21 protein-coding genes are annotated in these 24,863 nt (G+C 60.3%); 11 read left to right on the top strand and 10 right to left on the bottom strand.

What is annotated here, in order from left to right:
- Nucleotides 1-105: 105 nt before the first annotated feature.
- Together AC0R79_RS26440 and AC0R79_RS26435 are read left to right on the top strand one after the other, a co-directional pair.
- Nucleotides 106-555: a DUF4879 domain-containing protein gene (locus AC0R79_RS26440; protein ID WP_127800024.1), complete on the top strand. Its 450-nt coding sequence runs from the start codon at nucleotides 106-108 to the stop codon at nucleotides 553-555.
- A gap of 67 nt (nucleotides 556-622) precedes the next feature.
- Nucleotides 623-1,174, top strand: a complete 552-nt coding sequence (locus AC0R79_RS26435; protein ID WP_127800022.1) for a DJ-1 family glyoxalase III — start codon at nucleotides 623-625, stop codon at nucleotides 1,172-1,174.
- Nucleotides 1,175-1,179: 5 nt separating this feature from the next.
- Here AC0R79_RS26435 and AC0R79_RS26430 read toward each other — a convergent pair whose 3' ends face one another.
- Entirely contained in the window at nucleotides 1,180-2,418 is a 1,239-nt protein-coding gene (locus AC0R79_RS26430) for an MFS transporter (protein WP_474732358.1), read from the bottom strand.
- 400 nt (nucleotides 2,419-2,818) lie between these two features.
- Here AC0R79_RS26430 and AC0R79_RS26425 point away from each other — a divergent pair, with 400 nt between their 5' ends.
- Genes AC0R79_RS26425 through AC0R79_RS26415 form a run of 3 tightly spaced genes read left to right on the top strand, consistent with a single transcriptional unit; the run spans nucleotide 2,819 to nucleotide 5,491 of the window.
- Nucleotides 2,819-4,255 carry a cytochrome ubiquinol oxidase subunit I gene (locus AC0R79_RS26425; RefSeq protein ID WP_007950994.1) on the top strand — a complete coding sequence of 479 codons (1,437 nt, stop codon included), beginning with the start codon at nucleotides 2,819-2,821 and terminating at the stop codon, nucleotides 4,253-4,255.
- Nucleotides 4,256-4,258: 3 nt separating this feature from the next.
- A complete protein-coding gene (gene cydB / locus AC0R79_RS26420; RefSeq protein ID WP_085608716.1) occupies nucleotides 4,259-5,266 on the top strand; it encodes a cytochrome d ubiquinol oxidase subunit II in 1,008 nt (335 codons plus the stop codon).
- Between the two features lie 57 nt (nucleotides 5,267-5,323).
- Nucleotides 5,324-5,491, top strand: coding sequence for a DUF2474 domain-containing protein (locus AC0R79_RS26415; protein WP_007950992.1), 168 nt, complete (start codon nucleotides 5,324-5,326; stop codon nucleotides 5,489-5,491).
- A 69-nt stretch (nucleotides 5,492-5,560) separates the two neighbouring features.
- Here the strand turns inward: AC0R79_RS26415 and AC0R79_RS26410 are convergent, their stop codons facing one another.
- Complete coding sequence (locus tag AC0R79_RS26410; RefSeq protein WP_474732352.1) at nucleotides 5,561-6,685, bottom strand: methyltransferase; 1,125 nt, start codon at nucleotides 6,683-6,685, stop codon at nucleotides 5,561-5,563.
- Between the two features lie 175 nt (nucleotides 6,686-6,860).
- On the bottom strand, nucleotides 6,861-7,568 hold the full coding sequence (locus AC0R79_RS26405) for an autoinducer binding domain-containing protein (RefSeq protein ID WP_127800020.1): 708 nt from the start codon (nucleotides 7,566-7,568) through the stop codon (nucleotides 6,861-6,863).
- A 296-nt stretch (nucleotides 7,569-7,864) separates the two neighbouring features.
- Between AC0R79_RS26405 and AC0R79_RS26400 the strand changes: the two genes are divergently transcribed.
- Nucleotides 7,865-8,641, top strand: a complete 777-nt coding sequence (locus AC0R79_RS26400; protein WP_474732348.1) for a ferredoxin--NADP reductase — start codon at nucleotides 7,865-7,867, stop codon at nucleotides 8,639-8,641.
- Between the two features lie 32 nt (nucleotides 8,642-8,673).
- Here AC0R79_RS26400 and mscL read toward each other — a convergent pair whose 3' ends face one another.
- Nucleotides 8,674-9,087, bottom strand: coding sequence for a large-conductance mechanosensitive channel protein MscL (gene mscL, locus AC0R79_RS26395; RefSeq protein WP_085608712.1), 414 nt, complete (start codon nucleotides 9,085-9,087; stop codon nucleotides 8,674-8,676).
- A 285-nt stretch (nucleotides 9,088-9,372) separates the two neighbouring features.
- On the opposite strand from mscL, the gene katB reads away from it, so the two are divergent.
- On the top strand, nucleotides 9,373-10,911 hold the full coding sequence (gene katB, locus AC0R79_RS26390) for a catalase KatB (protein ID WP_474732343.1): 1,539 nt from the start codon (nucleotides 9,373-9,375) through the stop codon (nucleotides 10,909-10,911).
- 142 nt (nucleotides 10,912-11,053) lie between these two features.
- A complete protein-coding gene (gene radA / locus AC0R79_RS26385) occupies nucleotides 11,054-12,421 on the top strand; it encodes a DNA repair protein RadA (RefSeq protein WP_007950985.1) in 1,368 nt (455 codons plus the stop codon).
- Here the strand turns inward: radA and AC0R79_RS26380 are convergent, their stop codons facing one another.
- Nucleotides 12,422-12,790 carry a PilZ domain-containing protein gene (locus tag AC0R79_RS26380; protein WP_474732339.1) on the bottom strand — a complete coding sequence of 123 codons (369 nt, stop codon included), beginning with the start codon at nucleotides 12,788-12,790 and terminating at the stop codon, nucleotides 12,422-12,424.
- Nucleotides 12,791-12,949: 159 nt separating this feature from the next.
- On the opposite strand from AC0R79_RS26380, the gene AC0R79_RS26375 reads away from it, so the two are divergent.
- The 3 genes from AC0R79_RS26375 (at nucleotide 12,950) to yjiA (ending at nucleotide 16,291) form a co-directional block, all read left to right on the top strand.
- Nucleotides 12,950-15,016, top strand: coding sequence for a carbon starvation CstA family protein (locus AC0R79_RS26375; RefSeq protein WP_007950983.1), 2,067 nt, complete (start codon nucleotides 12,950-12,952; stop codon nucleotides 15,014-15,016).
- Between the two features lie 15 nt (nucleotides 15,017-15,031).
- On the top strand, nucleotides 15,032-15,229 hold the full coding sequence (locus AC0R79_RS26370) for a YbdD/YjiX family protein (protein WP_003228401.1): 198 nt from the start codon (nucleotides 15,032-15,034) through the stop codon (nucleotides 15,227-15,229).
- A 90-nt stretch (nucleotides 15,230-15,319) separates the two neighbouring features.
- A complete protein-coding gene (gene yjiA / locus AC0R79_RS26365) occupies nucleotides 15,320-16,291 on the top strand; it encodes a GTPase (RefSeq protein ID WP_474732334.1) in 972 nt (323 codons plus the stop codon).
- Between the two features lie 13 nt (nucleotides 16,292-16,304).
- On the opposite strand, the gene AC0R79_RS26360 is transcribed toward yjiA, so the two are convergent.
- The 5 genes from AC0R79_RS26360 to morA form a co-directional block, all read right to left on the bottom strand.
- Nucleotides 16,305-17,000, bottom strand: a complete 696-nt coding sequence (locus AC0R79_RS26360) for a GntR family transcriptional regulator (protein WP_474732331.1) — start codon at nucleotides 16,998-17,000, stop codon at nucleotides 16,305-16,307.
- 24 nt (nucleotides 17,001-17,024) lie between these two features.
- Complete coding sequence (locus AC0R79_RS26355) at nucleotides 17,025-17,729, bottom strand: FadR/GntR family transcriptional regulator (RefSeq protein WP_474732328.1); 705 nt, start codon at nucleotides 17,727-17,729, stop codon at nucleotides 17,025-17,027.
- A 49-nt stretch (nucleotides 17,730-17,778) separates the two neighbouring features.
- Complete coding sequence (locus AC0R79_RS26350; RefSeq protein WP_085608708.1) at nucleotides 17,779-19,092, bottom strand: C4-dicarboxylate transporter DctA; 1,314 nt, start codon at nucleotides 19,090-19,092, stop codon at nucleotides 17,779-17,781.
- Nucleotides 19,093-19,370: 278 nt separating this feature from the next.
- Nucleotides 19,371-20,624: a serine hydroxymethyltransferase gene (glyA, locus tag AC0R79_RS26345; RefSeq protein ID WP_007950978.1), complete on the bottom strand. Its 1,254-nt coding sequence runs from the start codon at nucleotides 20,622-20,624 to the stop codon at nucleotides 19,371-19,373.
- Between the two features lie 238 nt (nucleotides 20,625-20,862).
- Complete coding sequence (gene morA, locus AC0R79_RS26340; protein ID WP_474732325.1) at nucleotides 20,863-24,711, bottom strand: cyclic di-GMP receptor MorA; 3,849 nt, start codon at nucleotides 24,709-24,711, stop codon at nucleotides 20,863-20,865.
- Between the last annotated feature and the right edge of the window lie 152 nt (nucleotides 24,712-24,863).

The following is a 24,863-nucleotide window of genomic DNA, read 5'->3' as shown; positions in this document are numbered from 1 at the left end:
CAGCAGCGTGAGGAAGATGGCGGATGTTGGTGTCGATCGTCGGCGAAGTTTTGCACCACGGCCAAGTACGCCATACTGCGCGCTGTTTTTTCGGGGATGGATCGCATGAACAAGGGTTGGATGAAGACCGCTGGATTGATGGCCTTGCTGCTGGCCGGTGTACCGGCGGCACTCGCAGCGTCGGCACCGCCATTGAGCGAGGTGAAAGTCATCAAGGTTCAGTCGTCGTCCTGCGGGCTCGAAGACATTACCGATGGCCAGGTGCAGACCCGTTGCGATCACAGCGCGCCGGGTATCAAGGTGTACGTGCTGGAAATCGGTTATGGCCAGAGTCAGCCTCAGGCGGCGCTGGACGGTTTCGAAGTGAACGGCACCCGGAGTCCGGTCTGTGCCTTCGATAATGGCAACCTGACCGAATGCACGCCAGGCGCGAAGACCGTCGGTTCGCTGTACACCTTCGATCTGGCGGCCCGTCAGGAAGGCACCTTTACCTTCAGCAACACCTCGATCAACGCCCCGCGCAACACGATGTCGACCCAGCTTTACATCAAGTAACGGCTGTCGCCGAACAGGGCAGGGCAAAGCTGACTACGCTTTAAAGATCACCCAGCGGATGGCGCCCATGACCTTTAGAGCCCTGATTACCCTCGCCGAGGGCATCGATGATCTGCAATGCGTGACCCTGATCGACGTGCTGCGCCGCGCCGGCATCGAAGTGGTGGCGGCCAGCATCGAAGGCCGGCGCATGCTGACCTGCGCCCGGGGCACGCGACTGACCGCCGACGGCATGCTCATTGATGTTCTGGCCCAGACTTTCGACCTGATCGTCCTGCCCGGCGGCGCTGTCGGCGCGCAACACCTTGCCGCGCACCAGCCTCTTCAACAACTGCTAAGGGATCAGGCCAGTGCCGGGCGACTTTTCGCCGCCATCGCCGAAGCCCCGGCGGTCGCGCTACAAAGCTTCGGTGTATTACGTCAACGCCGGATGACCTGCCTGCCCGCCACCAGCCATAACCTTTCCGGTTGCACCTTTGTCGATCAACCCGTAGTGGTCGACGGTAATTGCATCACCGCCCAAGGCTCCGGCGCCGCGCTGGCATTTGCGCTGACGCTGGTCGAACAACTGGCGGGCAAAGCCGTCAGAGCGAAAGTGGCGGGGGAGTTGCTGGCCTGAGAGCGTCAGGCCTTCACCTCTTCCACCGGCACATGCATCCGGTCGCGGTTGGCCAGGGTCGGGAACAGTTTGATCCAGGTTCCGGTCACCACCAGCGTGCCGATCCCGCCCATCACCACTGCCGGCACGGTGCCGAACCAGTGCGCGGTGAGGCCGGATTCGAATTCGCCCAACTGGTTCGAGGCGCCGATGAACAGGCCATTCACCGCGCTGACCCGGCCGCGCATTTCGTCCGGGGTTTCCAGTTGCACGAACGAGGCGCGGATCACCATGCTGATCATGTCCGCCGCGCCCAACACTACCAGCACCGCCAACGAGAACCAGAACGAGGTCGACAGACCGAAGGCGATGGTGGCCACGCCGAACACGCCGACGGCAGTGAACATCACCCGACCGACGTTTCGCTCAACGGCAAACCGCGCCAGGTACAAGGACATCATCAGCGCGCCGACCGCAGGCGCCGAGCGCAGCAGCCCCAGCCCCCACGGCCCGGTCAGCAGAATGTCCTTGGCGAACACCGGCAACAGCGCCGTGGCGCCGCCGAGCAGCACGGCGAACAGATCCAGCGAAATCGCCCCGAGAATGTCCGGGCGGCTGCGAATGAAACGAATCCCCGCCAGCAACGAGTCCAGCGTCGCCTTGCCTTTGTTCAACGGTGTTTGCCGCGCGGGCAGGTTGAGCATCAGCGTGCAAGCGATGACATACAGAATGACCGTCGGGCCATAGACCCACACGCTACCGAAGGCATAGAGCAGACCGCCGAGCGCCGGGGCGACGATGGTGGCCGATTGCTGTGCCGACTGCGCGGCGGCGACCGCCCGTGGGAACAGCGCACTGGGCACGATGCTCGGCAGCAGCGCCTGGGTGGTCGGCATTTCGAACGAGCGCGCGGCCCCCAGCAGGAACGCCAGGATAAAAATCATTTCCCGGGTGACATGGTCGGTGGCGCTACCGATGGCCAGTGCCAGGGCGATCAAGGCCTGCAACGACTGGCAGATCGCCGCGACCTTGCGCCGGTCGTAGCGATCGGCAACGTGGCCGGTGTGCAACATGAACAATACCCGTGGAGCGAATTCCACCAGCCCGACCAGACCCAGGTCGAGCACGTTGCCGGTCAGTTGATAAAGGTTCCAGCCGATCGCCACGGTGAGCATCTGAAAACCGCTGGCGGTGAAGATCCGGGCAAACCAGAACGCAAGAAAGGGACGGTGATGACGTAACAGCAAGGGCTCTTGGCTGGGCATTTGCGGGCCGGTCTTGATCGAGGGGAACCGCGAGATTATCACCAGTCTGTAACAGGAAGTTGCTATGACAAAAAATTTAGTTAGCCAGACATCGATTTTTCCGCGCCCGGACACCGAACCCGGCCACCGATGTATTTCAGGGCGTTGCCACGACTCTGAGGCAACTTGTCACGCGGCAAAAGACCACGCGGTTCCCCGTCGGAAATGGGACTACTCTTTCAACGTTGATTGATCCAGATCAAGACCCTTCGCGGAACTGATCCGGGACCCGTCGGCAGACTCCCTGCGTCGCGATGCCTGTAAAAAGAAGAACGAATCCGAGTTCGCCGCACTCCATACCCGTGGGGGCAGTGGTCCAAGGCCGCCAGTCTTGGAACCGTTATCTGATAGAGGAAAGCTTATGTTCGGTTTAGAGGCACTAGATCTCGCCCGAATTCAGTTCGCGTTCACCATCTCGTTCCACATCCTGTTCCCGGCGATCACCATCGGTCTTGCGAGCTATCTCGCGGTGCTGGAAGGCCTGTGGCTGAAAACCGGCAACGACACCTACCGTGACCTCTACCATTTCTGGTCGAAGATCTTTGCCGTCAACTTCGGCATGGGTGTGGTCTCGGGGCTGGTCATGGCCTACCAGTTCGGCACCAACTGGAGTCGCTTCTCGGACTTCGCCGGTTCCGTCACCGGCCCGTTGCTGACGTATGAAGTGCTCACGGCGTTCTTCCTAGAAGCCGGTTTCCTTGGTGTGATGCTGTTCGGCTGGAACAAGGTCGGGCGCAAGCTGCACTTTTTCTCCACGGTAATGGTGGCCATCGGCACGCTGATTTCGACGTTCTGGATTCTCGCCTCCAACAGCTGGATGCAGACGCCACAGGGCTTCGAGATCGTCAACGGCCAAGTGATCCCGACCGACTGGCTGGCAATCATCTTCAACCCGTCGTTCCCGTATCGCCTGATGCACATGGCGACGGCGGCGTTCGTCGCGACGGCCTTCTTCGTCGGCTCCTCGGCGGCCTGGCACTTGCTGCGCGGCAAGGACAACCCGGCGATCCGCACCATGTTGTCGATGGCGATGTGGATGGCGCTGATCGTTGCGCCGATCCAGGCGGTCATCGGTGACTTCCACGGTCTCAACACCCTCAAGCATCAGCCGGCAAAAATCGCCGCGATCGAAGGACACTGGGAAAACCATGGCAATGAGGCGACGCCGCTGATCCTGTTCGGCTGGCCGGACATGAAGGAAGAGAGAACCAAATATGCGGTCGAGATCCCGTACCTCGGCAGCCTGATCCTGACGCACTCGCTGGACAAGCAAGTCCCGGCGCTCAAGGAATTCCCGCCGGAAGACCGGCCGAATTCGACCATCGTGTTCTGGTCGTTCCGGATCATGGTCGGCCTCGGCTTCCTGATGATCTTCACCGGCCTCTGGAGCCTGTGGCTGCGCAAGCGCGACACGCTCTACACCTCGCGGCCGTTCCTGTACCTGGCGCTGTGGATGGGGCCGTCCGGTCTGATTGCGATCCTGGCGGGCTGGTTCACCACTGAAATCGGTCGTCAGCCGTGGGTGGTCTACGGGCTGATGCGCACGGCGGATGCGTCCTCCAACCACAGTTTCATGCAGATGAGCATCACGCTGATCATGTTCGTGGTGGTGTACTTCGCGCTGTTCGGTGCGGGGTTGGGCTACATGATGCGCCTGGTGCGCAAAGGGCCGAAGACCGACGAAGGCAAGGAAACCAACGACGGTGGTCCTGGCCAGAAACGCACGCCGGCCCGTCCGTTGTCCGCTGCCGACGACGATGGCGCCGAACACGACCGCAGCCTGACCAAGGAGATTTGAGTCATGGGTATTGATCTTCCGCTGATCTGGGCCGTGATCATCATCTTCGGGATCATGATGTACGTGGTCATGGACGGTTTCGACCTGGGGATCGGGATTCTCTTCCCGTTCATCCCCGGCAAGACCGACCGCGACGTAATGATGAACACCGTCGCCCCGGTATGGGACGGCAATGAAACCTGGCTGGTACTGGGCGGCGCTGCGTTGTTCGGTGCGTTCCCGCTGGCTTATTCGGTGGTGCTGTCGGCGCTGTACCTGCCACTGATCTTCATGCTGATCGGGCTGATTTTCCGCGGCGTGGCGTTCGAGTTCCGCTTCAAGGCCAAGGACGACAAGCGTCACCTGTGGGACAAGGCCTTCATCGGTGGTTCGGTGGCGGCGACGTTCTTCCAGGGCGTGGCGCTTGGCGCGTTCATCGACGGCTTGCCCGTGGTCAACCGGCAATACGCCGGTGGTTCACTGGACTGGCTGACGCCGTTCACGCTGTTCTGCGGTGCCGCGCTGGTGGTGGCGTATGCCTTGCTCGGCTGCACTTGGCTGATCATGAAGACCGAAGGCAAGTTGCAGGAACAGATGCATAACCTGGCGCGTCCTCTGGCCTTCGTGCTGCTGGCGGTGATTGGCGTCGTCAGCCTCTGGACGCCGCTGGCCCATCCGGAAATTGCGACGCGCTGGTTCAGCATGCCGAATCTGTTCTGGTTCATGCCGGTGCCGATTCTGGTGCTGGTGACGATGTACGGTCTGATCCGCGCGGTGGCGCGCAATGCCAACTACATGCCGTTCCTGTTGACCCTGGTGCTGATCTTCCTCGGCTACAGCGGTCTGGGCATCAGCCTGTGGCCGAACATCGTGCCGCCGTCGATCTCGATCTGGGACGCCGCTGCACCGCCGCAAAGCCAGGGCTTCATGCTGGTGGGCACGCTGTTCATCATCCCGTTCATCCTGGGTTACACCTTCTGGAGCTACTACGTGTTCCGCGGCAAGGTCACCCACGAAGACGGTTATCACTAATGGTGATCACGATGGCGCCGACCGCGGCGCCATCTCCCTCAACCGGAGGATGCAAGCATGACCGGCAAACATTCCCTGCACGACATTGAAGAAGCCGAAAAAAAGCCGCTGTGGCAGCGGCTCGGCTGGTTGGCCATGATCTGGGTCGGCAGCGTCGGTGCACTGTTCATCGTCGCCAGCCTGATGCGCATGTTCATGAATGCAGCAGGCCTGACCACGCACTGAGACTTCCCATCCCGCTGCCTTGCGGCACGGATTTTTGACCCTCCGACCGGAGGGTTTTTTTTGCCCGGATTATTTGCGCGCCTTGAGGATCACGAACTTCGGCGTAGCCGCGACTTGCTCGACACCCCGGAACAGCCGCGCCAGTTTGCTGTGATAACCCAGGTGACGGTTGCCGACGATGTACAGCGCACCGCCGACGACCAGCGCTTCGCGGGCCTGCTGGAACATGCGCCAGGCGAGGAAGTCGCCGACCACCTGTTGCTGGTGGAACGGCGGGTTACACAGCACCACGTCCAGCGACTGTGCCTCCTGGCCGGCCAGACCGTCGCCGGCGCGCACGATCACTTCACGCTCACCCAGCGCCGCGCGCCAGTTTTCGGCTGCTGATTGCACGGCCATGAACGATTCATCCACCAGCGTGTAATGCGCATCGGGGTTTTGCAGGGCGCTGGCGATGGCCAGTACGCCGTTGCCGCAGCCGAGGTCTGCGACTTGTGCCGAGCCAAGGTTTTTCGGCAGGTGCGGAAGGAAGGCGCGGGTGCCGATGTCCAGCCCTTCACGGCAGAACACGTTGGCGTGGTTGAGCAGTTCGATGGCCGGCTCGTCGAGGCGATAACGGGTCGGGTAGGGCGAGACGGCGGGTGCCTTGGCCTCTGGCGTCGCGATCAGCAAACGTGCCTTTTTCACCGCCAGCGAAGCCTGAACCGGGCCGATGTAGCGCTCCAGCAGATCACCGGCGGCACGAGGCAAATGCTTGACCATCGCCGCTGCTACCACCTGAGCGCCGGGTGCCAATTGACCCTGCAAGCGAATCAGTTGCTCTTCCAGCAGCGCCAGGGTTTTCGGGACGCGGATCAGCACCCGGTCGAACGGCCCGACCAACGGCTCGTTGGCAGGATTACCGCGAAGAGCATCAAACGGCTGGCCATTGCGCAGCAGGTTCTTTTCCAGGCCCTGAAACGCCAGGAACGAATCACCGCTGGTGCTGACCTGCACCTTGCCCGAGAGGCTGATGGCCAGTGCGCCGAAACTGTCGTTGAGCACCAATACTCGGGTATCCGCCGGCAGATTCTGTTCGGCCAGATGATTGAGCAAGTACTCGTCGGCTGCGTCGAAGGCTTGCAGCGGTTCGTTCTGCTGTTCGGGCTGGCGGATCAGATCGAGCTGGGCGAAGGGCGTATCGAGCAAAGGCATGAGGCGGGGACTCTGGGTAATCGACGGATGTCCCGCAGCCCAGGGTGTCGTGCGGCGGAACCGACCGAGTGGACAACGGCGTGAACGGTCACGACATCACTCAGGAAGGCTGCAAATGGTACGTTTTTTTTGTTGGCAATACTCGTCTGATTTCAGTGCAGTGGAAGAGGGCGGCCTAGAGATATCCGGCCTTGGAGGCGGCGATGACGGCTGACATCTTGTTGCAGGCGTTGAATTTGGTGATCAGATTTTTGATGTGATAGTTCACGGTCCGTTCCGCGACATTCAGGATCTGACCGATTTCCCAGGCTGTCTTGCCCAAGGCGCACAGCTTCACGATTTCGAGTTCCCGTATAGACAATCGTACGGGCGGTGGTTTGGCAAGCATTGGCGGGAACGCGATGAGGAACAACGCGCACAAGTGTTGCAAGACGTATTGCAACACACCGTATTGATCGTACAGTTCCAATGCGAAAACTTCGCAATAGGGCCGCGCCAGGCTGATTGTGCAGCACAAGTCATTTTTTTCGTCGTGAAACGACTGCGACCAGCCGTGTTCCATCCTGTGATTTTGAAGCGCACTCCACATGAGCGGTGTCTTCGAGAAGGCTTTCCTGCTCCAGAGAAATGGCAGCATGGACTTGTGGCAGTATTCGGTTATCGGATCATTTGCGCTGAAATTGTTTTGATATTCCTCATTCCAAGCCGGTGTGAAGTTGTTGATACAAAAGGGTTTGAATGACGTAGTGCCAGGTCGCGAGACTTTAATGCCGCAATACTGGAATCCAATATTGTTGGCAAAATTTCTTAAAATCGGGAAAGCGTTATCGATTTCCTTCGCGCGAGTAATCTGTTCTATCTGGGACTCCTTCCACCTTTCCATTTTGGGATGTTCTCCATAAACCAGTTCGCGGGAGTGTCTATTGGATCCAAAGGGACGGACACGCAGACGAGTGTAGGACGCTTCTTACGAGTCGCTTGGATTTTTTTGTTCTTGGAGAGTGAATCTGTTTGGAATATCTATACCAGTCGTTTATATGGGGTTGTTCATATAAATGTTTGACCTTCAAGTTAGTAAGGTCTCTGTAATAGTGGCACTTTGAAATGCCATTACAAACTGTCGGTGTTCCATTACGTAATTATGAGTAACAATCGGTTCATTGTTGATGGAGTGAATCGATGACCGCCAGCAGCGAAAAATTCAGCCGCCAGACATTGCTCGATGTACAACCGCTGACCCCGAACCTGTTCACCCTGCGTACCACGCGCGATGCCGGTTTCCGCTTTCGCGCCGGCCAATTCGCCCGGATTGGCGTGACGCGCGCGGACGGCAGCACGGTGTGGCGCGCCTACTCGATGGTGTCTTCGCCGTTCGACGAGTTTCTTGAATTCTTTTCCATCGTAGTGCCGGGTGGTGAGTTCACCAGCGAACTGAGCCGGCTGAAGGCAGGGGATAGCTTGCTGATCGAGCGCCAGGCCTTTGGTTATCTGACGCTGGATCGCTTCATTGATGGCCGCGATCTGTGGCTGTTATCCACAGGCACGGGGGTGGCACCGTTTCTGTCGATCCTTCAGGACTTCGAAGTCTGGGAAAAGTTTGAACGAATCATTCTGGTCTACAGCGTGCGAGAGGCTCGAGAGCTGGCTTATCAAACACTGATTGCCGAGCTGACGCAGCGTGACTACCTGACCGAATATGCACACAAATTCCAGTTCATTCCGGTGGTCACCCGTGAACCGTATGCGGGCGCCCTCAACGGACGCATCACCACGCTGATCGAAAATGGCGAGCTGGAGAGGGTGGCAGGCGTCGAGCTGACCCCGGCGCATTCGCGGGTCATGCTTTGCGGTAATCCCCAGATGATCGATGACACCCGGGCCTTGCTGAAGCAACGCGGCATGACCTTGAGTCTGACGCGGCGACCGGGACAGGTGGCGGTGGAAAACTACTGGTAAGAAAACGGCGCCCTCGGGCGCCGTTTAAGTGTTCAAGGCCGATTGTTCTGGGCCTTGAGCAGATCGCGGATCTCGCCCAGCAGTTCTTCTTCCTTGGTCGGTACCGGCGGCAGGGTAGGCGCCACGGCTTCTTCGCGCTTCAGGCGGTTGATGGCTTTGACGCCCATGAAAATCGCGAAGGCTACGATCACGAAGTCAAGAACGCTCTGGATGAATTTGCCGTAGGCCAGCACCACCGCAGGGGCAGTGCCCTCGGCAGCTTTCAGCGTAATGGCCAGGTCACTGAAATCCACCCCGCCAATCAGCAGGCCGATGGGCGGCATGATCACGTCGCCGACGAACGACGAAACGATCTTGCCGAAGGCTGCGCCGATGATGATACCGACGGCCATGTCGACCACATTGCCTTTGACCGCGAAGGCCTTGAACTCGCTGAGCACGCCCATAGTTATTTCCTTGTTACAGATGAGTTTGGTGTACGCAGTGTAAATCAGCATAACGCGTCCTGCGCGTAACACCTTCTTACAAAGCCCGTTTTTATCGACACACCATTTCGCGATTAGTTTGCAAAGTGCCACTAATCGCGCGCGGAATACGCCTCAAACCGCTGATTCCGAAGAAAAAATATTCAATCACGGCGTTGTGATCTTTCTATTTAGGTTTGGCGAATCGAGCTTCTAGCCTCTGTCTGGCGCACCTGGATGCGCCTCAAAAAAACAGAGGAACCTGAAATGAATTCCACGCTTGGTTCAGGGGTTATTCCCCGTCGCACCGTTGGTGTATTGGCCGCCAGCCTGTTGACCCTTTCCGTGAATGCCGCGCCGCTGACCCGTGACAACGGTGCGGCAGTCGGTGACAACCAGAACTCGCAAACCGCCGGCGCCAACGGCCCGGTACTGTTGCAGGACGTGCAACTGATCCAGAAGCTGCAACGCTTCGACCGCGAGCGCATTCCCGAACGCGTTGTGCATGCCCGAGGCACTGGTGCCCATGGTACGTTCACTGCGACCAACGATCTGAGCGATCTGAGCAAGGCCAAGGTGTTTACCGCCGGCCAGGTCACGCCGGTGTTCGTGCGTTTCTCGGCGGTGGTTCACGGCAATCACTCTCCGGAAACCCTGCGTGACCCACGGGGTTTCGCGACCAAGTTCTACACCGCTGACGGTAATTGGGATCTGGTGGGTAACAATTTCCCGACGTTTTTCATCCGCGATGCGATCAAGTTCCCGGACATGGTGCACGCCTTCAAGCCCGATCCGCGTACCAACCTTGACGATGACTCGCGTCGCTTCGATTTCTTCTCCCATGTACCGGAAGCCACTCGCACATTGACGGAGCTGTATTCCAACTCGGGAACCCCGGCCAGTTATCGGGAGATGGATGGCAATAGTGTGCACGCCTACAAGTTGGTCAATGCCAAGGGCGATGTGCACTATGTGAAGTTTCACTGGAAAAGTTTGCAGGGCATCAAGAATCTCGATCCGCAACAAGTTGTGCAAGTTCAGGGCCGGGATTACAGTCACATGACCCACGATTTGGTAACAAATATTAACAAAGGTAATTTTCCCAAGTGGGACTTGTACGTCCAAGTCTTGAATTCGCAAGATTTGTCCAAGTTTGATTTCGATCCTCTTGATGCAACCAAGATCTGGCCAGGTATTCCTGAGCGAAAAGTTGGACAAATGGTCTTGAACCGCAATCCTGCGAATGTCTTCCAGGAAACCGAACAAGTGGCCATGGCACCATCGAATGTGGTGCCGGGCATCGAGCCTTCGGAAGACCGTCTGCTGCAAGGCCGGATATTTGCCTATGCCGATACACAAATGTATCGCCTCGGCGCCAACGCCCTGCAATTGCCGATCAATGCTGCCAAAACCGCCGTCAACAATGGCAATCAGGATGGCGCGATGAATGTTGGTGCGAGCAGCTCGGGTGTCAACTATCAGCCAAGCCGTCTGCAACCTCGTGAAGAGACGCCAAGTGCGCGATACAGCCAGATCGCGCTGCAGGGCAGCACGCAACAGGCGAAGATCCAGCGTGAGCAGAACTTCAAACAGGCCGGTGATCTGTATCGCTCGTTCAGCAAGAAGGAACGTCAGGATCTGATCGAGAGCTTCGGCGGTTCGCTGGCGGGCGCCGATGACGAGAGCAAGCACATCATGCTGTCCTTCCTCTATAAGGCGGATCCGGAATACGGCGCCGGTGTGACCAAAGTGGCCAAGGGTGATCTGGATCGGGTCAAGGCCCTGGCGGCCAAACTGGTCGACTGACAGCGGCCCTTTCAAGCCCGGCAATTGCCGGGGACTGACCGGCAGCAGCGCCGCGCGTCTGGCCAGCGGAGAAATCCGTCCCGGCGCGCCGCGCTGATCGGCGATGGCTGCGTTATCATCGCGGTTTTTGCCGGGGGTTCAGATGGCCAAGGCCAAGCGCATGTACGGCTGCACCGAGTGCGGCGCAACCTTTCCCAAGTGGGCCGGGCAGTGCGGCGAATGCGGCGCCTGGAACACCCTGACCGAAACCATGGTCGAGAGCGGCGGTGCCGCCGCCCCGAGCGGGCGTACCGGCTGGGCCGGGCAGCAGGCCCAGATCAAGACCCTGGCCGAAGTCAGCATCGAAGAGATTCCGCGTTTTTCCACAGCCTCCGGCGAGCTCGACCGAGTGCTCGGCGGTGGTCTGGTGGACGGTTCGGTGGTGCTGATCGGCGGCGACCCCGGCATCGGTAAATCGACGATTCTGTTACAGACCCTGTGCAACCTCGCCAAGAGCATGCCGGCGCTGTATGTCACCGGTGAGGAATCCCAGCAACAGGTCGCCATGCGCGCACGCCGCCTGGGCCTGCCGCAGGATCAACTGCGGGTCATGACCGAAACCTGTATCGAAACCATCATCGCCACCGCCCGTCAGGAAAAACCCAAGGTTATGGTGATCGACTCGATCCAGACGATTTTCACCGAACAACTGCAATCGGCCCCGGGCGGCGTGTCCCAGGTACGCGAGAGTGCGGCGTTGCTGGTGCGTTACGCCAAGCAAAGTGGTACGGCGATTTTCCTGGTCGGCCACGTGACCAAGGAAGGCGCGCTCGCAGGGCCGAGGGTTCTGGAGCACATGGTCGATACCGTGCTGTATTTCGAAGGCGAGTCCGACGGTCGGTTGCGTTTGCTGCGGGCGGTGAAAAACCGTTTCGGCGCGGTCAACGAGCTGGGCGTTTTCGGCATGACTGACAAGGGCCTGAAAGAAGTCTCCAACCCGTCGGCGATTTTTCTCACGCGCGCTCAGGAAGAAGTCCCGGGCAGTGTGGTGATGGCGACGTGGGAAGGCACCCGGCCGATGCTGGTGGAAGTCCAGGCGCTGGTGGACGACAGTCACTTGGCCAATCCGCGCCGGGTCACGCTGGGTCTGGATCAGAATCGTCTGGCGATGTTGCTGGCGGTGCTGCACCGGCATGGCGGCATTCCGACCCACGATCAGGACGTGTTCCTCAACGTGGTCGGCGGGGTGAAAGTACTGGAAACCGCGTCCGACCTGGCCTTGATGGCCGCCGTCATGTCGAGCCTGCGTAACCGGCCGTTGCCCCATGACTTGCTGGTGTTCGGTGAAGTCGGCCTGTCCGGCGAAGTGCGCCCGGTGCCGAGCGGTCAGGAGCGATTGAAGGAAGCCGCCAAGCACGGCTTCAAGCGTGCGATCGTGCCCAAGGGCAACGCGCCGAAGGAAGCACCGCCAGGCTTGCAGATCATTGCGGTGACACGTCTGGAGCAGGCGCTGGACTCGTTGTTCGAGTGATCAGACGTCTATCAGCGCCCCGAGCTCGCGTTCCAGTTCGGTTTCGTCGGCCAGATTGAGTTCGATCAAGCGGCGCAGGCGCTGAATCGACTCCAGGCTGATATGCCGGCACACGAAACCGAGCTGGCCGTGATCTTCATGAGCCAGTTGCACATCCATCTCGATGTGTACGTCCTCGCTCAAATGAATGTCGACGAAAAAATCCTGCTCGGGATTGCCCAGCCAGGGCTCGGGCCGCTCGATCAACAGCCCCTTGAGCGACAGGTCGGTCAGCTTCACCGGCCAGATGTACTCGCCCTGGCTCAATTCGGTTCTGGCATCGAACGCGATACGTTTGAAGCGGCGACGCTCGGACGGGTGCTCGCTCATGGCGCAATCCTCAGGAAGGTCAGCTGACTATAGACCCGACCGGCGGGGTGATGCCAACGAATGGACTGTCTAGACCAATGTCGGGGTATGGCCTTTGCCGTCAGTAGCGCTAAACTCGGGGTGGCTGTCTTTCTTGTCCACCCTGGCTGGAATAATAAAATGAAAAATAATAATAGCCTGCTACGCCACTTACCCTGGCTGCTGCTGGCAATCGTAGGAGCGTGCGCCCTTGGCGTAGTGGCATTGCGCCGAGGCGAGGCGATCAACGCCTTGTGGATTGTGGTCGCCGCCGTGGCCATTTATCTGGTTGCGTACCGTTACTACAGTCTGTTCATCGCTAACAATGTGATGCAACTCGATCCGCGTCGGGCCACCCCCGCCGTGCTCAACAACGACGGTCTGGACTACGTTCCAACCAACAAACACATTCTCTTCGGTCACCACTTCGCGGCCATCGCCGGCGCAGGTCCGCTGGTCGGCCCGGTACTGGCGGCGCAGATGGGCTATCTGCCCGGTACGCTGTGGCTGATCGCCGGCGTGGTGCTGGCGGGCGCGGTGCAGGACTTCATGGTCCTGTTCATGTCGACCCGTCGCAACGGCCGTTCCCTGGGCGACATGGTGCGAGAAGAAATGGGCCGTATCCCCGGCACCATCGCGCTGTTCGGCTGCTTCCTGATCATGATCATCATCCTCGCGGTGCTGGCGCTGATCGTGGTGAAAGCCCTGGCTGAAAGCCCGTGGGGCATCTTCACCGTGATGGCGACCATCCCGATCGCGATGTTCATGGGCATCTACATGCGCTACATCCGTCCGGGCCGCATCGGCGAGATCTCGGTAGTCGGCGTGTTGCTGCTGCTGGGTTCGATCTGGCTGGGTGGGCAGATTGCCGCCGATCCGGTCTGGGCCAAGGCCTTCACCTTCACTGGCGTGCAGATTACCTGGATGCTGGTCGGTTACGGTTTCGTCGCCGCTTCGCTACCGGTGTGGCTGATTCTGGCGCCACGTGACTACCTCTCCACTTTCCTCAAGATCGGTACCATCGTCGCCCTGGCGATCGGCATCCTGGTGACCATGCCCGAGCTGAAAATGCCGGCCCTGACCCAGTTCGTCGACGGCACCGGCCCGGTGTGGAAGGGCGGTCTGTTCCCGTTCCTGTTCATCACCATCGCTTGCGGTGCGGTCTCCGGTTTCCACGCGCTGATCTCTTCCGGGACCACGCCGAAGCTGCTGGATAACGAAACCAACGCCCGTTACATCGGTTACGGCGGCATGCTGATGGAATCGTTCGTGGCCATCATGGCCATGGTCGCTGCCTCGGTGATCGAGCCAGGCGTGTACTTCGCCATGAACAGCCCGGCCGCCGTGGTCGGCGGTGATGTGGTGTCCGTGGCAACCGCAGTCAGCAACTGGGGCTTTGCAATTACCCCAGAAGCCCTGCAAGCCGTGGCGCATGACATCGGCGAAACCACCATCCTGGCCCGTGCCGGTGGTGCGCCGACCCTGGCGGTCGGTATCGCGCAGATCCTGCACAGTGTGCTGCCGGGTGAAAACACCATGGCGTTCTGGTACCACTTCGCGATCCTGTTCGAAGCGCTGTTCATCCTGACCGCAGTCGATGCCGGTACCCGTGCCGGTCGCTTCATGCTGCAGGACCTGCTCGGCTCCTTCGTACCGGCGCTGAAACGTACCGAATCCTGGTCCGCCAACCTGATCGCCACCGCCGGTTGTGTGGCGATGTGGGGCTGGTTGCTGTATCAGGGCGTGGTCGATCCACTGGGCGGGATCAATACCTTGTGGCCGCTGTTCGGCATCTCCAACCAGATGCTTGCCGGTATCGCGCTGATGCTCGGCACCGTGGTCCTGATCAAGATGAAGCGCCAGCGCTACATCTGGGTCACCCTGCTGCCGGCCACCTGGCTGCTGATCTGCACCACGACCGCTGGCTTCATCAAGCTGTTCGACGCCAACCCGGCGATCGGCTTCCTGTCGCTGGCCAAAAAGTACAGCGATGCACTGGCCAACGGTCAGGTGCTGGCGCCGGCGAAAAGCGTCGAGCAGATGCAGCACGTGATTTTCAACGCCTACACCAACGCTACATTGACCGCGCTGTTCCTGTTCGTGGTATTCAGCATCCTGTTCTATGCGCTCAAGGTCGGCATCGCCGCCTGGGGCAAAAAAGAGCGTACGGACAAAGAATCGCCATTCCAGGCCCTGCCGGACGCGTAACCAGAGGATTGCAGCATGTTCAATGACCTGAGTCGCCTCGGTAAATACCTCGGTCAGGCCGCGCGCCTGATGGTCGGCATGCCCGACTACGACACCTACGTCGAGCATATGCAGACCAAACACCCGGACAAACCGGTGATGAGCTACGAGATGTTCTTTCGCGAACGTCAGGAAGCCCGTTACGGTGGCAAGGGTGGGCCGAAGTGCTGCTGAGCCGCTGATCGCGGTTTCAGCAGAGTTGAGGTGGGAGCAGGTCTTTCGGCCTGCTCCCATTTTTATTTGTGCAATTGAAGGAGATCGAGTTTGTCTTCTCCCATCCCGGTCACGGTGCTCAGCGGTTTCCTCGGCGCCGGCAAGACCACCTTGCTGCGCCATCTGTTGAAAGCCGAGCACGGCCTGAAAATCGCCGTGATCGAAAACGAATTCAGCGACGCCGGTATCGACACCCAATTGCTGGGCGACGAGCCGGTGCAAGTCATGACCCTGGCCAACGGCTGCGTCTGCTGCACCATCCACACCGATTTGACCAAGGCCTTGTACCTGCTGCTCGAACGGCTGGACAGCGGCGAAATCGCCTTCGATCGGCTGGTCATCGAATGCACCGGCCTGGCCGACCCGGCCCCGGTGGCACAGACCTTTTTCATCGACGAAGAACTGCGCGAGCGTTACCTGCTCGACGGCATCATCACCCTCGTCGACGCGGCCCACGCCGAACTGCACCTGACCCAGACCATCGCCCAGGCGCAGATCGGTTTTGCCGACCGCTTGCTGGTGAGCAAGACCGATCTGGTGGACGAGGCCGCGTTCACGGCGCTCAGCGAACGACTGACCCGCATCAACCGCCGTGCACCGATTCGCGTGGTCGAACACGGCAATATCGATCTGGCTGAATTGCTCGATGTGCGCGGTTTCAATCTGAACGCCGATCTCGGCGGCGGTGTGAGTCTGCGGCCCGTGAGCAAGGCGCCGTCCATCGACCGGATTTCCAGTTTGGTGCTGCGCACCGATCAGCCGCTGGATATCGATCAGCTCAGCGAGTTCATGAATGAATTGCTGGAAGAGCACGGCAAGCAACTGCTGCGCTACAAAGGCGTGTTGAACATTGCCGGTGAAGATCGGCGGCTGGTGTTTCAGGGCGTGCTGAAACTCTACGGCTTTGACTGGGACACGGAGTGGGCGGAAGGCGAGGAGCGGGAAAGCGTGATCGTGTTTATCGCCGACGATTTGCCGGAAGAGAAAATCCGGGCGGGGTTTGCCAAAGTAGCGGCGAACTGAGTCCGCCGCGCTTTCAGTGCGTGGAGCTGCTGAGAATCGTCTGCTCCAGGTGATCCAGATGACGGTTCATCAGCGACACCGCCTCGGCAGCATCATCACGCTCGATCGCCTCGACGATTCGGGCGTGATCCTGCCAGCCGCAACAGCTGTGCGTGGTTTCTGTGCATCGCGCAATCGCCAGTGAGGTCAGCGGCACCAACGTGCCGAGAAAATGCGCCAACGGTGCATTCCGCGCCATTTTCGCTACCTGCAAATGAAACTCTCCGGACAGACGAATCGCCGCCCCGCGCCGATCTTTATCCACGGCCTGACGCTCGCGTTCGATCAACGCTCGCAGGCGCTTCAAATCTTCAGCCTGCGCATGCTGACAAGCCAGCCGCACCAGCGTGCTCTCGGCCAGACGCCGGGCGTGCAGTGCCTGACGTGTCTGCTCGGCATCCGGCGCGGCCACTCGCGGTCGGTGGTTGGCCCGCAGCACGATGATCTGTTCGTGGGACAGCTGGGTCAGCACCCGACGCACATCGGCGCGGCTGACGCCGAACATCTGCTTGAGACTTTCTTCGGTGAAACGGCTGGCGGCATCGATGCGTTGCTCGAGAATCGCGTCGAGCAGGCGTGGATACAGATCGTCCACCGGCGCGTGCAGGCGGGAGAAGGGCAGGGCCGTCGAGGTCGGGCGAGGGTGCGACGGCGTGGCAAGACTGTTCATGGCCGGTCTCCAGTGTGAGGCGTTTCAGTGGCTCAGGTTGTCATCCGGAATATTCAGTTCGATGCCCATCCGTTGACCTTCGCGCAGGATGTGCCGGCGCATTTCGGCGCTGGCCTGGGCGCTGTTCTTGCTGCGGATCGCGCGCACCACGGCTTCGTTTTCTTCAAGGCGTTCGGCCAGGTGCTCCGGCGAATTGCGCAGTACTTCGGCGCTTTGCTTGAGGGCGTTGCTGGTCTGTTGCACCACGCTCTGGAAAATCGGGTTCGAGGTCAGGGTGAACAGTTCTTCGTGGAACGCGATGTAGGCGCTGACCCCGGCCTCGCTGTCGCCCGCTTCGAGGGCTTCGCGCATGTCCATCAGGGTCAGGCGCAGTTGCCCGACTTCCTTGCTGCTGATCGACTGCGCCACCAGACCAACGATGAACGGCTCGAGGGTGTAGCGCAGTTGCAGCACGTCTTCGAGGCTGGCGCCGGCCACTGCGCTTTCGTGGCTTTGACTGTCACTGGCCTGCGCGTCGAGGACCACCACGCCTTTGCCTGGCATTGAGCGCACCAGGCCGAGGGTTTCCAGTACGATCACCGCTTCGCGCAGGCTTGGGCGGCTGATGCCCAGTTGCTCGGCCAGCTCGCGCTGACCCGGCAGCATCTCGCCGGAGCGCCACTGACCACGGGCCAGCGCGGCCCGGAGTTTTTCCACCACTGAGTTGACGACGGTTGATGTAGTTATCACGTGTTCGCTCCATGAGCCGTGCCTGCATTGGCGCAGGCACGGCGCTCATTCAGAATTCTTTGGCCGCCGCTTGAGCGACCGTTTTTCTCGGCTGAAAGTTATAGCCCTGCTCGCCGTTGAGCACCTTGTTCGCCCGCTGCACGTCGATGTCTTTTTCCCAACGGGCGATGGCCACGGTGGCGACGCAGTTGCCAATCAGGTTGGTCAGCGCGCGACCGATGCCCATAAACCAGTCCACCGCCAGCACCAGCACCAGACCGACCACCGGAATCGCCGGGATGGCCGTCAGCGTGGCCGCCAGAATCACCAGCGCCGAACCCGGAATGCCGTGGGCACCTTTCGAGGTAATCAGCGACACCAGCAAAATCGTCAGCAGATCGGTCATGGCCAGCGGCGTACCGGTGGCGTTGGCGATGAACACGATGGCCAGGGTCAGGTAAATCGAAAAGCCGTCGAGGTTGAACGAGTAACCGGTCGGAATCACCAGCCCGACAGTCGAGCTGCCGATGCCCAGATGTTCAAGCTTGCGCATGATCTGCGGCAGCACGGCATCGGAGGAGGCGGTGCCCATGACGATCAGCAGTTCTTCACGCAGGTACTTGAGCAGCGGCCACATGCGCAGGCCAGACAGACGCATCACCAGACCGAGAATCAGCGCGACGAAGGCGATGCAGGTCAGGTAGAACAAGCCGACCAGGCTGCCCAGGTGTTGCAGGGAATCGAGGCCGTATTTGCTGGTGGTGAAGGCGATGGCGCCGAACACGCCGATCGGCGCCAGACGCACGATCATGCCCATGATCCGGAAGATCACATGGCTGAGCTCGTTGATCAGCCGCGAGATCCCGGAAGCCGCTTCACCCACCAGATTCAAGGCGCTGCCGAACAGCACCGAGAACAGCAGCACTTGCAGAATGTTGTTGTCAGCGAAGGCGCCGAGTACCGAGGTGGGGATCAGGTCCATCAGGAACTGAGTGGTGGTGTGCATGTGCTGGCCGCGTTCGGCGATGTCGCCCATGTCGGCGGCGGACAACTGCTCCAGATGGATGTTGGCGCCACTGCCGATTCCGGTGCTGAACGCGAACACCAGACCGATCACCAGCGCGATGGTGGTCAGCACTTCGAAGTAGATCACCGACTTGAGGCCGATGCGCCCGACCTTCTTCAGGTCGCCGGCGCCGCTGATGCCGCTGACCACCACGCAGAACACGATCAGGCCGATGAGCATCTTGATCAGTTTGATGAAACCGTCGCCGAGCGGTTTGAGCTGGGCCGAGTATTCAGGAAGGGTCAGCCCGCAGACGATGCCGAGCACCAGTCCGAGAACCACTTGGAGGAAGATTGAACGCGAGCACCATCTGAGCATGGGAGGAATCCTGGTCGGTGTCCTGGCTGCCGTGCGCAAGGCGCATCAGATTCAGGACTTAATTATTGTGGTCTTACCGGTATGTCCAGTGCGGGTGCAGTCTAGGCGCTGTTTTTTACGGATCGCAAGTGAAAAATGACGAATTGGCATGACCGGTCTGACCAGTTGGGCGCAAGGCCCCGACCTTGAGCCATTTAGCGTTCGAAACTTTTTTGCGGGCGAAAAAAAACCGGCCAATCACTTGGCCGGTTTTTCATGCTGCGGTTTTAACGTCGCAATTAAGCGCCGTATACCGGCAGTTTCTTGCAGATGGCTTTGACTTTCTCACGAACGGCGTCGATCACCGCTTCGTTGTTCAGGTCAGCCAGGATGTCGCAGATCCAGCCAGCCAGCTCTTTGCACTCAGCCTCTTTGAAGCCGCGAGTGGTCACAGCCGGAGTACCGAAACGCAGGCCGGAAGTGACGAACGGGGAACGTGGGTCGTTTGGCACGGAGTTCTTGTTCACGGTGATGAACGCTTTGCCCAGAGCGGCGTCGGCGTCTTTACCGGAGATTTCCTGCTTGATCAGCGACAGCAGGAACAGGTGGTTTTCAGTACCGCCGGAAACCACGTCGAAACCGCGCTCGATGAACACGCCGGCCATGGCCTGGGCGTTTTTCACCACTTGTTGCTGGTAAGCCTTGAACTCAGGCTGCAGTGCTTCCTTGAAGCAGATCGCTTTGGCGGCGATCACGTGTTCCAGCGGGCCACCCTGGGCGCCCGGGAATACGGCGGAGTTCAGCTTCTTCTCGATGTCGGCGTTGGCCTTGGCCAGGATCAGGCCACCACGTGGACCGCGCAGGGTCTTGTGGGTGGTGGTGGTCACGACGTCAGCGAACGGAACCGGGTTCGGGTAGACGCCAGCGGCGACCAGACCGGCCACGTGAGCCATGTCGACGAACAGGTAGGCGCCAACCTTGTCGGCGATGGCGCGGAAGCGTGGGAAGTCGAGGATCTGCGAGTAGGCAGAGAAACCGGCCACGATCATTTTCGGCTTGTGTTCAACAGCCAGACGCTCGACTTCGTCGTAGTCGATCAGGCCGTTGGCGTCAATGCCGTACTGGATGGCGTTGTACAGCTTGCCGGAGGAGGAAACGCTGGCGCCGTGGGTCAGGTGACCGCCGTGAGCCAGGCTCATGCCCAGGATGGTGTCACCGGCCGACAGCAGGGCCAGGTAAACAGCGGCGTTGGCTTGGGAACCAGCGTGCGGCTGAACGTTGGCGTAGTCGGCGCCGAACAGTTCCTTGGCGCGGTCGATGGCCAGTTGCTCAACGACGTCGACGTACTCGCAACCACCGTAGTAGCGCTTGCCCGGGTAGCCTTCGGCGTACTTGTTGGTCAGTACCGAGCCTTGAGCTTCCATCACCGCTGGGCTGGTGTAGTTCTCCGAAGCGATCAGCTCGATGTGTTCTTCCTGGCGCTGGGCTTCTTGCTCCATGGCGGCAAAAAGATCGGCGTCGTACTTGGCAATAGTCAAATCACGGCTGAACATGGCGGTCCTCAAGGATCGGGGGCAGAAAAGGGGGGCATTCTAACCCATCGGGTTTTGGATGGCATATGAAACGACATCATGTCGCAGACAAGTGGCGTTCATGACCAGATATGTGGCGTCCGTGCCGGCCTTCGCTGACCAGCCGGTTCGCACAATAACCGAGGCCGGCCCGCGATTTTGTGATCGACATCAATCCCTGTGGAAGCGAGCTTGCTCGCGAAGATCACGCCGCTGATCTTCAGTCGAACATGAACAGCGCATCATTGCTGAACTGCGCCTCGAACCGTCCCGCCGGCATCGGCCGCCCGAACAGATAGCCCTGAACCTCGTCGCAACCATGCTCGCGCAGGAAGTCCAGTTGTTCATGGGTTTCCACGCCCTCGGCGATCACCGCCAGATTCAGGCTGTGGGCCATGGCGATGATCGCCCGGGCGATCTGCGCGTCCTGCTCGCCGGACGGCAGGCCGTCGACGAAGGTGCGGTCGATCTTCAGCACGTCGATCGGGAATTGCTTGAGGTAGTTCAGCGATGAGTAACCGGTGCCGAAGTCGTCGACCGCGATGCTCAGGCCGAGGTTCTTCAGGCCTGCAAGGATCTGCATCGCCTCGCTGACTTCGCGCATCAGGATACTTTCGGTCAGTTCCAGCTCCAGGCACGCCGGCGGCAGGCCGGTTTCCTTGAGGATGGTAGCAATCCGCGTGCCGAGCTGGCCGTCGGAGAACTGCCGGGCGGAAATGTTCACCGAGACCTTCGGCACGCGCACGCGGCTCTGGTGCCAGGTCTTGAGCTGACGGCAGGCCTCGCTGATCACCCAGTCGCCGACGTCCACCACCAGCCCGAGTTCTTCGAGTACCGGGATGAAATCCCCCGGCGGCACCAGCCCGCGACGCGGATGACGCCAGCGCAGCAGGGCTTCGGCGCCGGTCAGGCGTTTGCCGTCGCCGCTGAACTGCGGCTGGTAATACAGCACGAATTCGTTTTGCTCGAGGGCATGGCGCAGATCGCTTTCCAGTTCCAGTCGTTCCAGCGCACTGGCGTTCATGTCGGCCTGGTAGAACTGGAAGTTGTTCTTGCCGCGTTCCTTGGCGTGGTACATCGCGGTGTCGGCGTTCTTCATAAGCTGGCTGAGTTCGTTGCCGTCCTGCGGGCTCAGGGCGATGCCGATACTGGCGGTGACGAAGAACTCGCGACCCTCCAGCACGAACGGTCGCACCAGACTGGCGAGGATTTGTTCGGCCACGTGGATCGCACGGTTCAGCGCCATCTCGCGGCTGGAGCGGTGTTGCAGCAACAGGGTGAATTCGTCGCCGCCCATCCGCGCCACGGTGTCGTCATCGTCGACGCAGGCCAGCAATCGCGTGGCCATGTCCTTGAGCATGCGGTCGCCGGCGGCGTGGCCGAGGGAGTCGTTGATCGGTTTGAATCGGTCGAGGTCGAGGAACATCAGCACCACCCACGACTTCTGCCGCTCGGCCGATTGCAGCGCGGTGTGCAGACGATCCTGGAACAGCGTGCGGTTTGGCAGGTGGGTCAGGGCGTCGTAGTAGGCGAGGCGGTGAATCCGCTGCTCGCTGGCCTTGCGCTCGCTGATGTCGCTGAAGAAGCACACGTAACTGGCCAGATCGCCCTCGTCATCGAGCACGGCGGTGATGCCGACCCACGCCGGGTAATGCTCGCCGTTGCGACGCTTGAGCCAGACTTCACCTTCCCAGGTGCTGTGCTGATGCAACTGCTTGAGCACGTAGCGCAGGTGCGCGTCCTGCTGTTCGTCGACGGTCAGCATGTTCGGCAACTGGTCGAGCACTTCGCTCACCGCGTAGCCGCTGACCCGGCTGAACGCCTCGTTGGCCTGGACGATGTAACCGGCCGGGTCGGTGATCAGGATCGCCGAGGTCGAGTGCTCGAATACCGTGGCCGCCATGCGCAGGTCTTTCTCGGCGCGGCGCTGCTGGCTGATGTCGCGACCGACCCCGAGCACGCCTTCGAAGGCGCCATGTTCGTCCCACACCAGCACCAGACGCAGTTCGATCGGGATCTTGCGGCCGTCGGCGCGCAGGCAGTCGAACAGGAACATCTGGGTCTGCACCTGGCTGCGCAAAATCACCAGTTGCTCGGGTTTGCCCAAGGCTTTGCTGACCCGATCCATCAGGTGATAGATGCCGCTCAGTTGCTGCGGGTTGGCGATGGTCGACTGCCAGCCGTTCTGGAAAATCCATTCGGCGTCATAGCCCAGCACCGCTTGCACCGACGGGCTGACGTAATTGAGCGACAGCTGGCTGTCGGTGGAGAAAATCACGTCGCTGATGCTTTCGGCGAGCATCCGGTAGCGCTGTTCGCTGTCGCGCAGGGATTCGCTGGCTTCGATCTGCTCGGTGATGTCCTTGGCCACGCCGATGATCCGCGTGACCTGATCGTGCTTGTCCCGGGCCAGCGCCTGTTCGCGAATGTCGAAGCGCCGCCACTTGCCGTCGCGATGACGGAAGCGCAGTTGGCATTGCAACAACTGGCTGTAACCGGCGTGACGCTGCATCTGCCGCGAGCGGTGGTAATAGTCGGCGTCTTCCGGGTGCAGGAGGATTTCCCAGAAGTACTCGCCCATCTGATGCAGTTCAGTACGGTTGTAACCGAGGGTCTGGCCGAGGTGGTGGTTGCTGAAAATCATCCGCTGGCTGATCACGTCCTGCACGTACAGATGATCCGGCACGGTGCGCACCACGTCCGACCAGAAACCTTCGCGCTCCAGCAGCGACAGCTCGATCAGCTTGCGACTGGTGATGTCGTTGATGCTCAGGATCACGGCCTTGTAGTCGTGCTGTTCCTGCGGCAGGCGCAGCACCAGCCACAGGTGCTGGTCGCGGCCATTGATGTCCGGCAGCTTGATTTCCAGTTCCAGCTGCTTTTGCTGCTGGAGCACGGCGTCGAGCACCTGATTGCCGATCGCGCACTGACTGTGTGGCTGACCGTCGATCAACAGTTGCCAGGCGTGGTCGCAGGAATTGACGTTGAGCAGTTGCAGCGCGACCTGGTTGACCTCGGTGACCCGCAGTTCGTGGAGCAATTGCTGGCGCTGCGCCGGCTGGTCGAGCCAGGCCTTGAGCTGGTCGCTGGTCTGGATCTGGGCCTTTTCGAAAACCTGCTTGAGCCCCGAAAGATCCAGTACGCACAACGCCACGCCGGTGCCTTCGAAAATATCCTGATATCGCCGACGCCCTTCATGCACCTGACGCTGACGGCGACGCATGTTGAGCAGCGCGATAAACGGCAGCAGCGAGAGTGCCAGGCCCAGCAGGCATTTGCCGATGAACGCCGGCAGCAGTTGTTCGAGCACATGCTGGCGGTCGAACAGGCCACGCAGTTGCCAGTCGCTGCTGCTCAGCGGCACGGTCAGCACGCTGTTGGCCAGATCGTCCGGGGTCAGGGTGCTGGTCTTGGAGGAAGGCAGGGCTTCGTCGCGGCTGATGATCTGATGGTTGACGCGGTTTTCCACCAGCCATAGCGGACGGATACCGCTGTCGCCTTGTTTGGTCAGTGCGTCGAAGAAGGTCGGCGTCAGGCGCAGCGCCCAGTAACCGCGAGTGCTACCGCTGGCCTGATGCAGCAACAGATGCACCACCGAACCGTCGTCGGCGTTGCTGAAGTAGTGGGCCTGAGCGCGACTGCGGCGTACCAGATCGCTGAGGTAATCGGCGTCGTGGCTGTCAGTGGCGCTGTCGCTGAGGATTTTTCCGGACGGGCTGAGCAGGGCCAGGCTGCGCAGGTCAGGCAGCGATTGCTGAAGCTTGCGCAGCAGCGCCTGCTGTTCGTCGGCCGACTGGGGCTGTTCGACGATCGGTAGCAGATTGAGGGCGATCTGCGCGTTCAGCGCCATGTTCAGGCTGACCTGAGCGGCGAGGTCGGCGGTGTAGTCGATGGTGTACTGACGCTGGTTTTTCTGGGTTTCGCGCAGTTGATCGAGCAGTTGCCAGAACAGCAACGCGAGCAGTAACAGCACCAGTGTCGCCAGCGCGCCTTTCAATGTTCCGCGCAGGGACGAGCCGGGCGCCGGTTGGGTGCTGCTCACAGAGGCTGGCGGAGTGACGTTGGACAAGCTGTAATCCTGCGGTCTGGCTGGACTGGCGCGACGTGCACTATAAGCCGGACGCCCAAGGGGCGGCTAGCATGCCTTGAGTTGTGGCGAAGTGCCAGCCCCACTCGGCTGGACTGCCTTCCGTCATTAAGGTAGCTTTGCCGGTTACGCGG

The organism is Pseudomonas sp. HD57-3 (genome assembly GCF_056113135.1).
The sequence above is the reverse complement of the archived record's forward strand: the minus strand, read 5'-3'. Positions and strand labels throughout refer to the sequence as shown.

Coding starts and splice junctions, on each gene's coding strand:
- AC0R79_RS26440 (WP_127800024.1), top strand. CDS start 106: ATGAACAAGGGTTGGATGAAGACCGCTGGATTGATGGCCTTGCTGCTG.
- AC0R79_RS26435 (WP_127800022.1), top strand. CDS start 623: ATGACCTTTAGAGCCCTGATTACCCTCGCCGAGGGCATCGATGATCTG.
- AC0R79_RS26430 (WP_474732358.1), bottom strand. CDS start 2,418: ATGCCCAGCCAAGAGCCCTTGCTGTTACGTCATCACCGTCCCTTTCTT.
- AC0R79_RS26425 (WP_007950994.1), top strand. CDS start 2,819: ATGTTCGGTTTAGAGGCACTAGATCTCGCCCGAATTCAGTTCGCGTTC.
- cydB (WP_085608716.1), top strand. CDS start 4,259: ATGGGTATTGATCTTCCGCTGATCTGGGCCGTGATCATCATCTTCGGG.
- AC0R79_RS26415 (WP_007950992.1), top strand. CDS start 5,324: ATGACCGGCAAACATTCCCTGCACGACATTGAAGAAGCCGAAAAAAAG.
- AC0R79_RS26410 (WP_474732352.1), bottom strand. CDS start 6,685: ATGCCTTTGCTCGATACGCCCTTCGCCCAGCTCGATCTGATCCGCCAG.
- AC0R79_RS26405 (WP_127800020.1), bottom strand. CDS start 7,568: ATGGAAAGGTGGAAGGAGTCCCAGATAGAACAGATTACTCGCGCGAAG.
- AC0R79_RS26400 (WP_474732348.1), top strand. CDS start 7,865: ATGACCGCCAGCAGCGAAAAATTCAGCCGCCAGACATTGCTCGATGTA.
- mscL (WP_085608712.1), bottom strand. CDS start 9,087: ATGGGCGTGCTCAGCGAGTTCAAGGCCTTCGCGGTCAAAGGCAATGTG.
- katB (WP_474732343.1), top strand. CDS start 9,373: ATGAATTCCACGCTTGGTTCAGGGGTTATTCCCCGTCGCACCGTTGGT.
- radA (WP_007950985.1), top strand. CDS start 11,054: ATGGCCAAGGCCAAGCGCATGTACGGCTGCACCGAGTGCGGCGCAACC.
- AC0R79_RS26380 (WP_474732339.1), bottom strand. CDS start 12,790: ATGAGCGAGCACCCGTCCGAGCGTCGCCGCTTCAAACGTATCGCGTTC.
- AC0R79_RS26375 (WP_007950983.1), top strand. CDS start 12,950: ATGAAAAATAATAATAGCCTGCTACGCCACTTACCCTGGCTGCTGCTG.
- AC0R79_RS26370 (WP_003228401.1), top strand. CDS start 15,032: ATGTTCAATGACCTGAGTCGCCTCGGTAAATACCTCGGTCAGGCCGCG.
- AC0R79_RS26360 (WP_474732331.1), bottom strand. CDS start 17,000: ATGAACAGTCTTGCCACGCCGTCGCACCCTCGCCCGACCTCGACGGCC.
- AC0R79_RS26350 (WP_085608708.1), bottom strand. CDS start 19,092: ATGCTCAGATGGTGCTCGCGTTCAATCTTCCTCCAAGTGGTTCTCGGA.
- glyA (WP_007950978.1), bottom strand. CDS start 20,624: ATGTTCAGCCGTGATTTGACTATTGCCAAGTACGACGCCGATCTTTTT.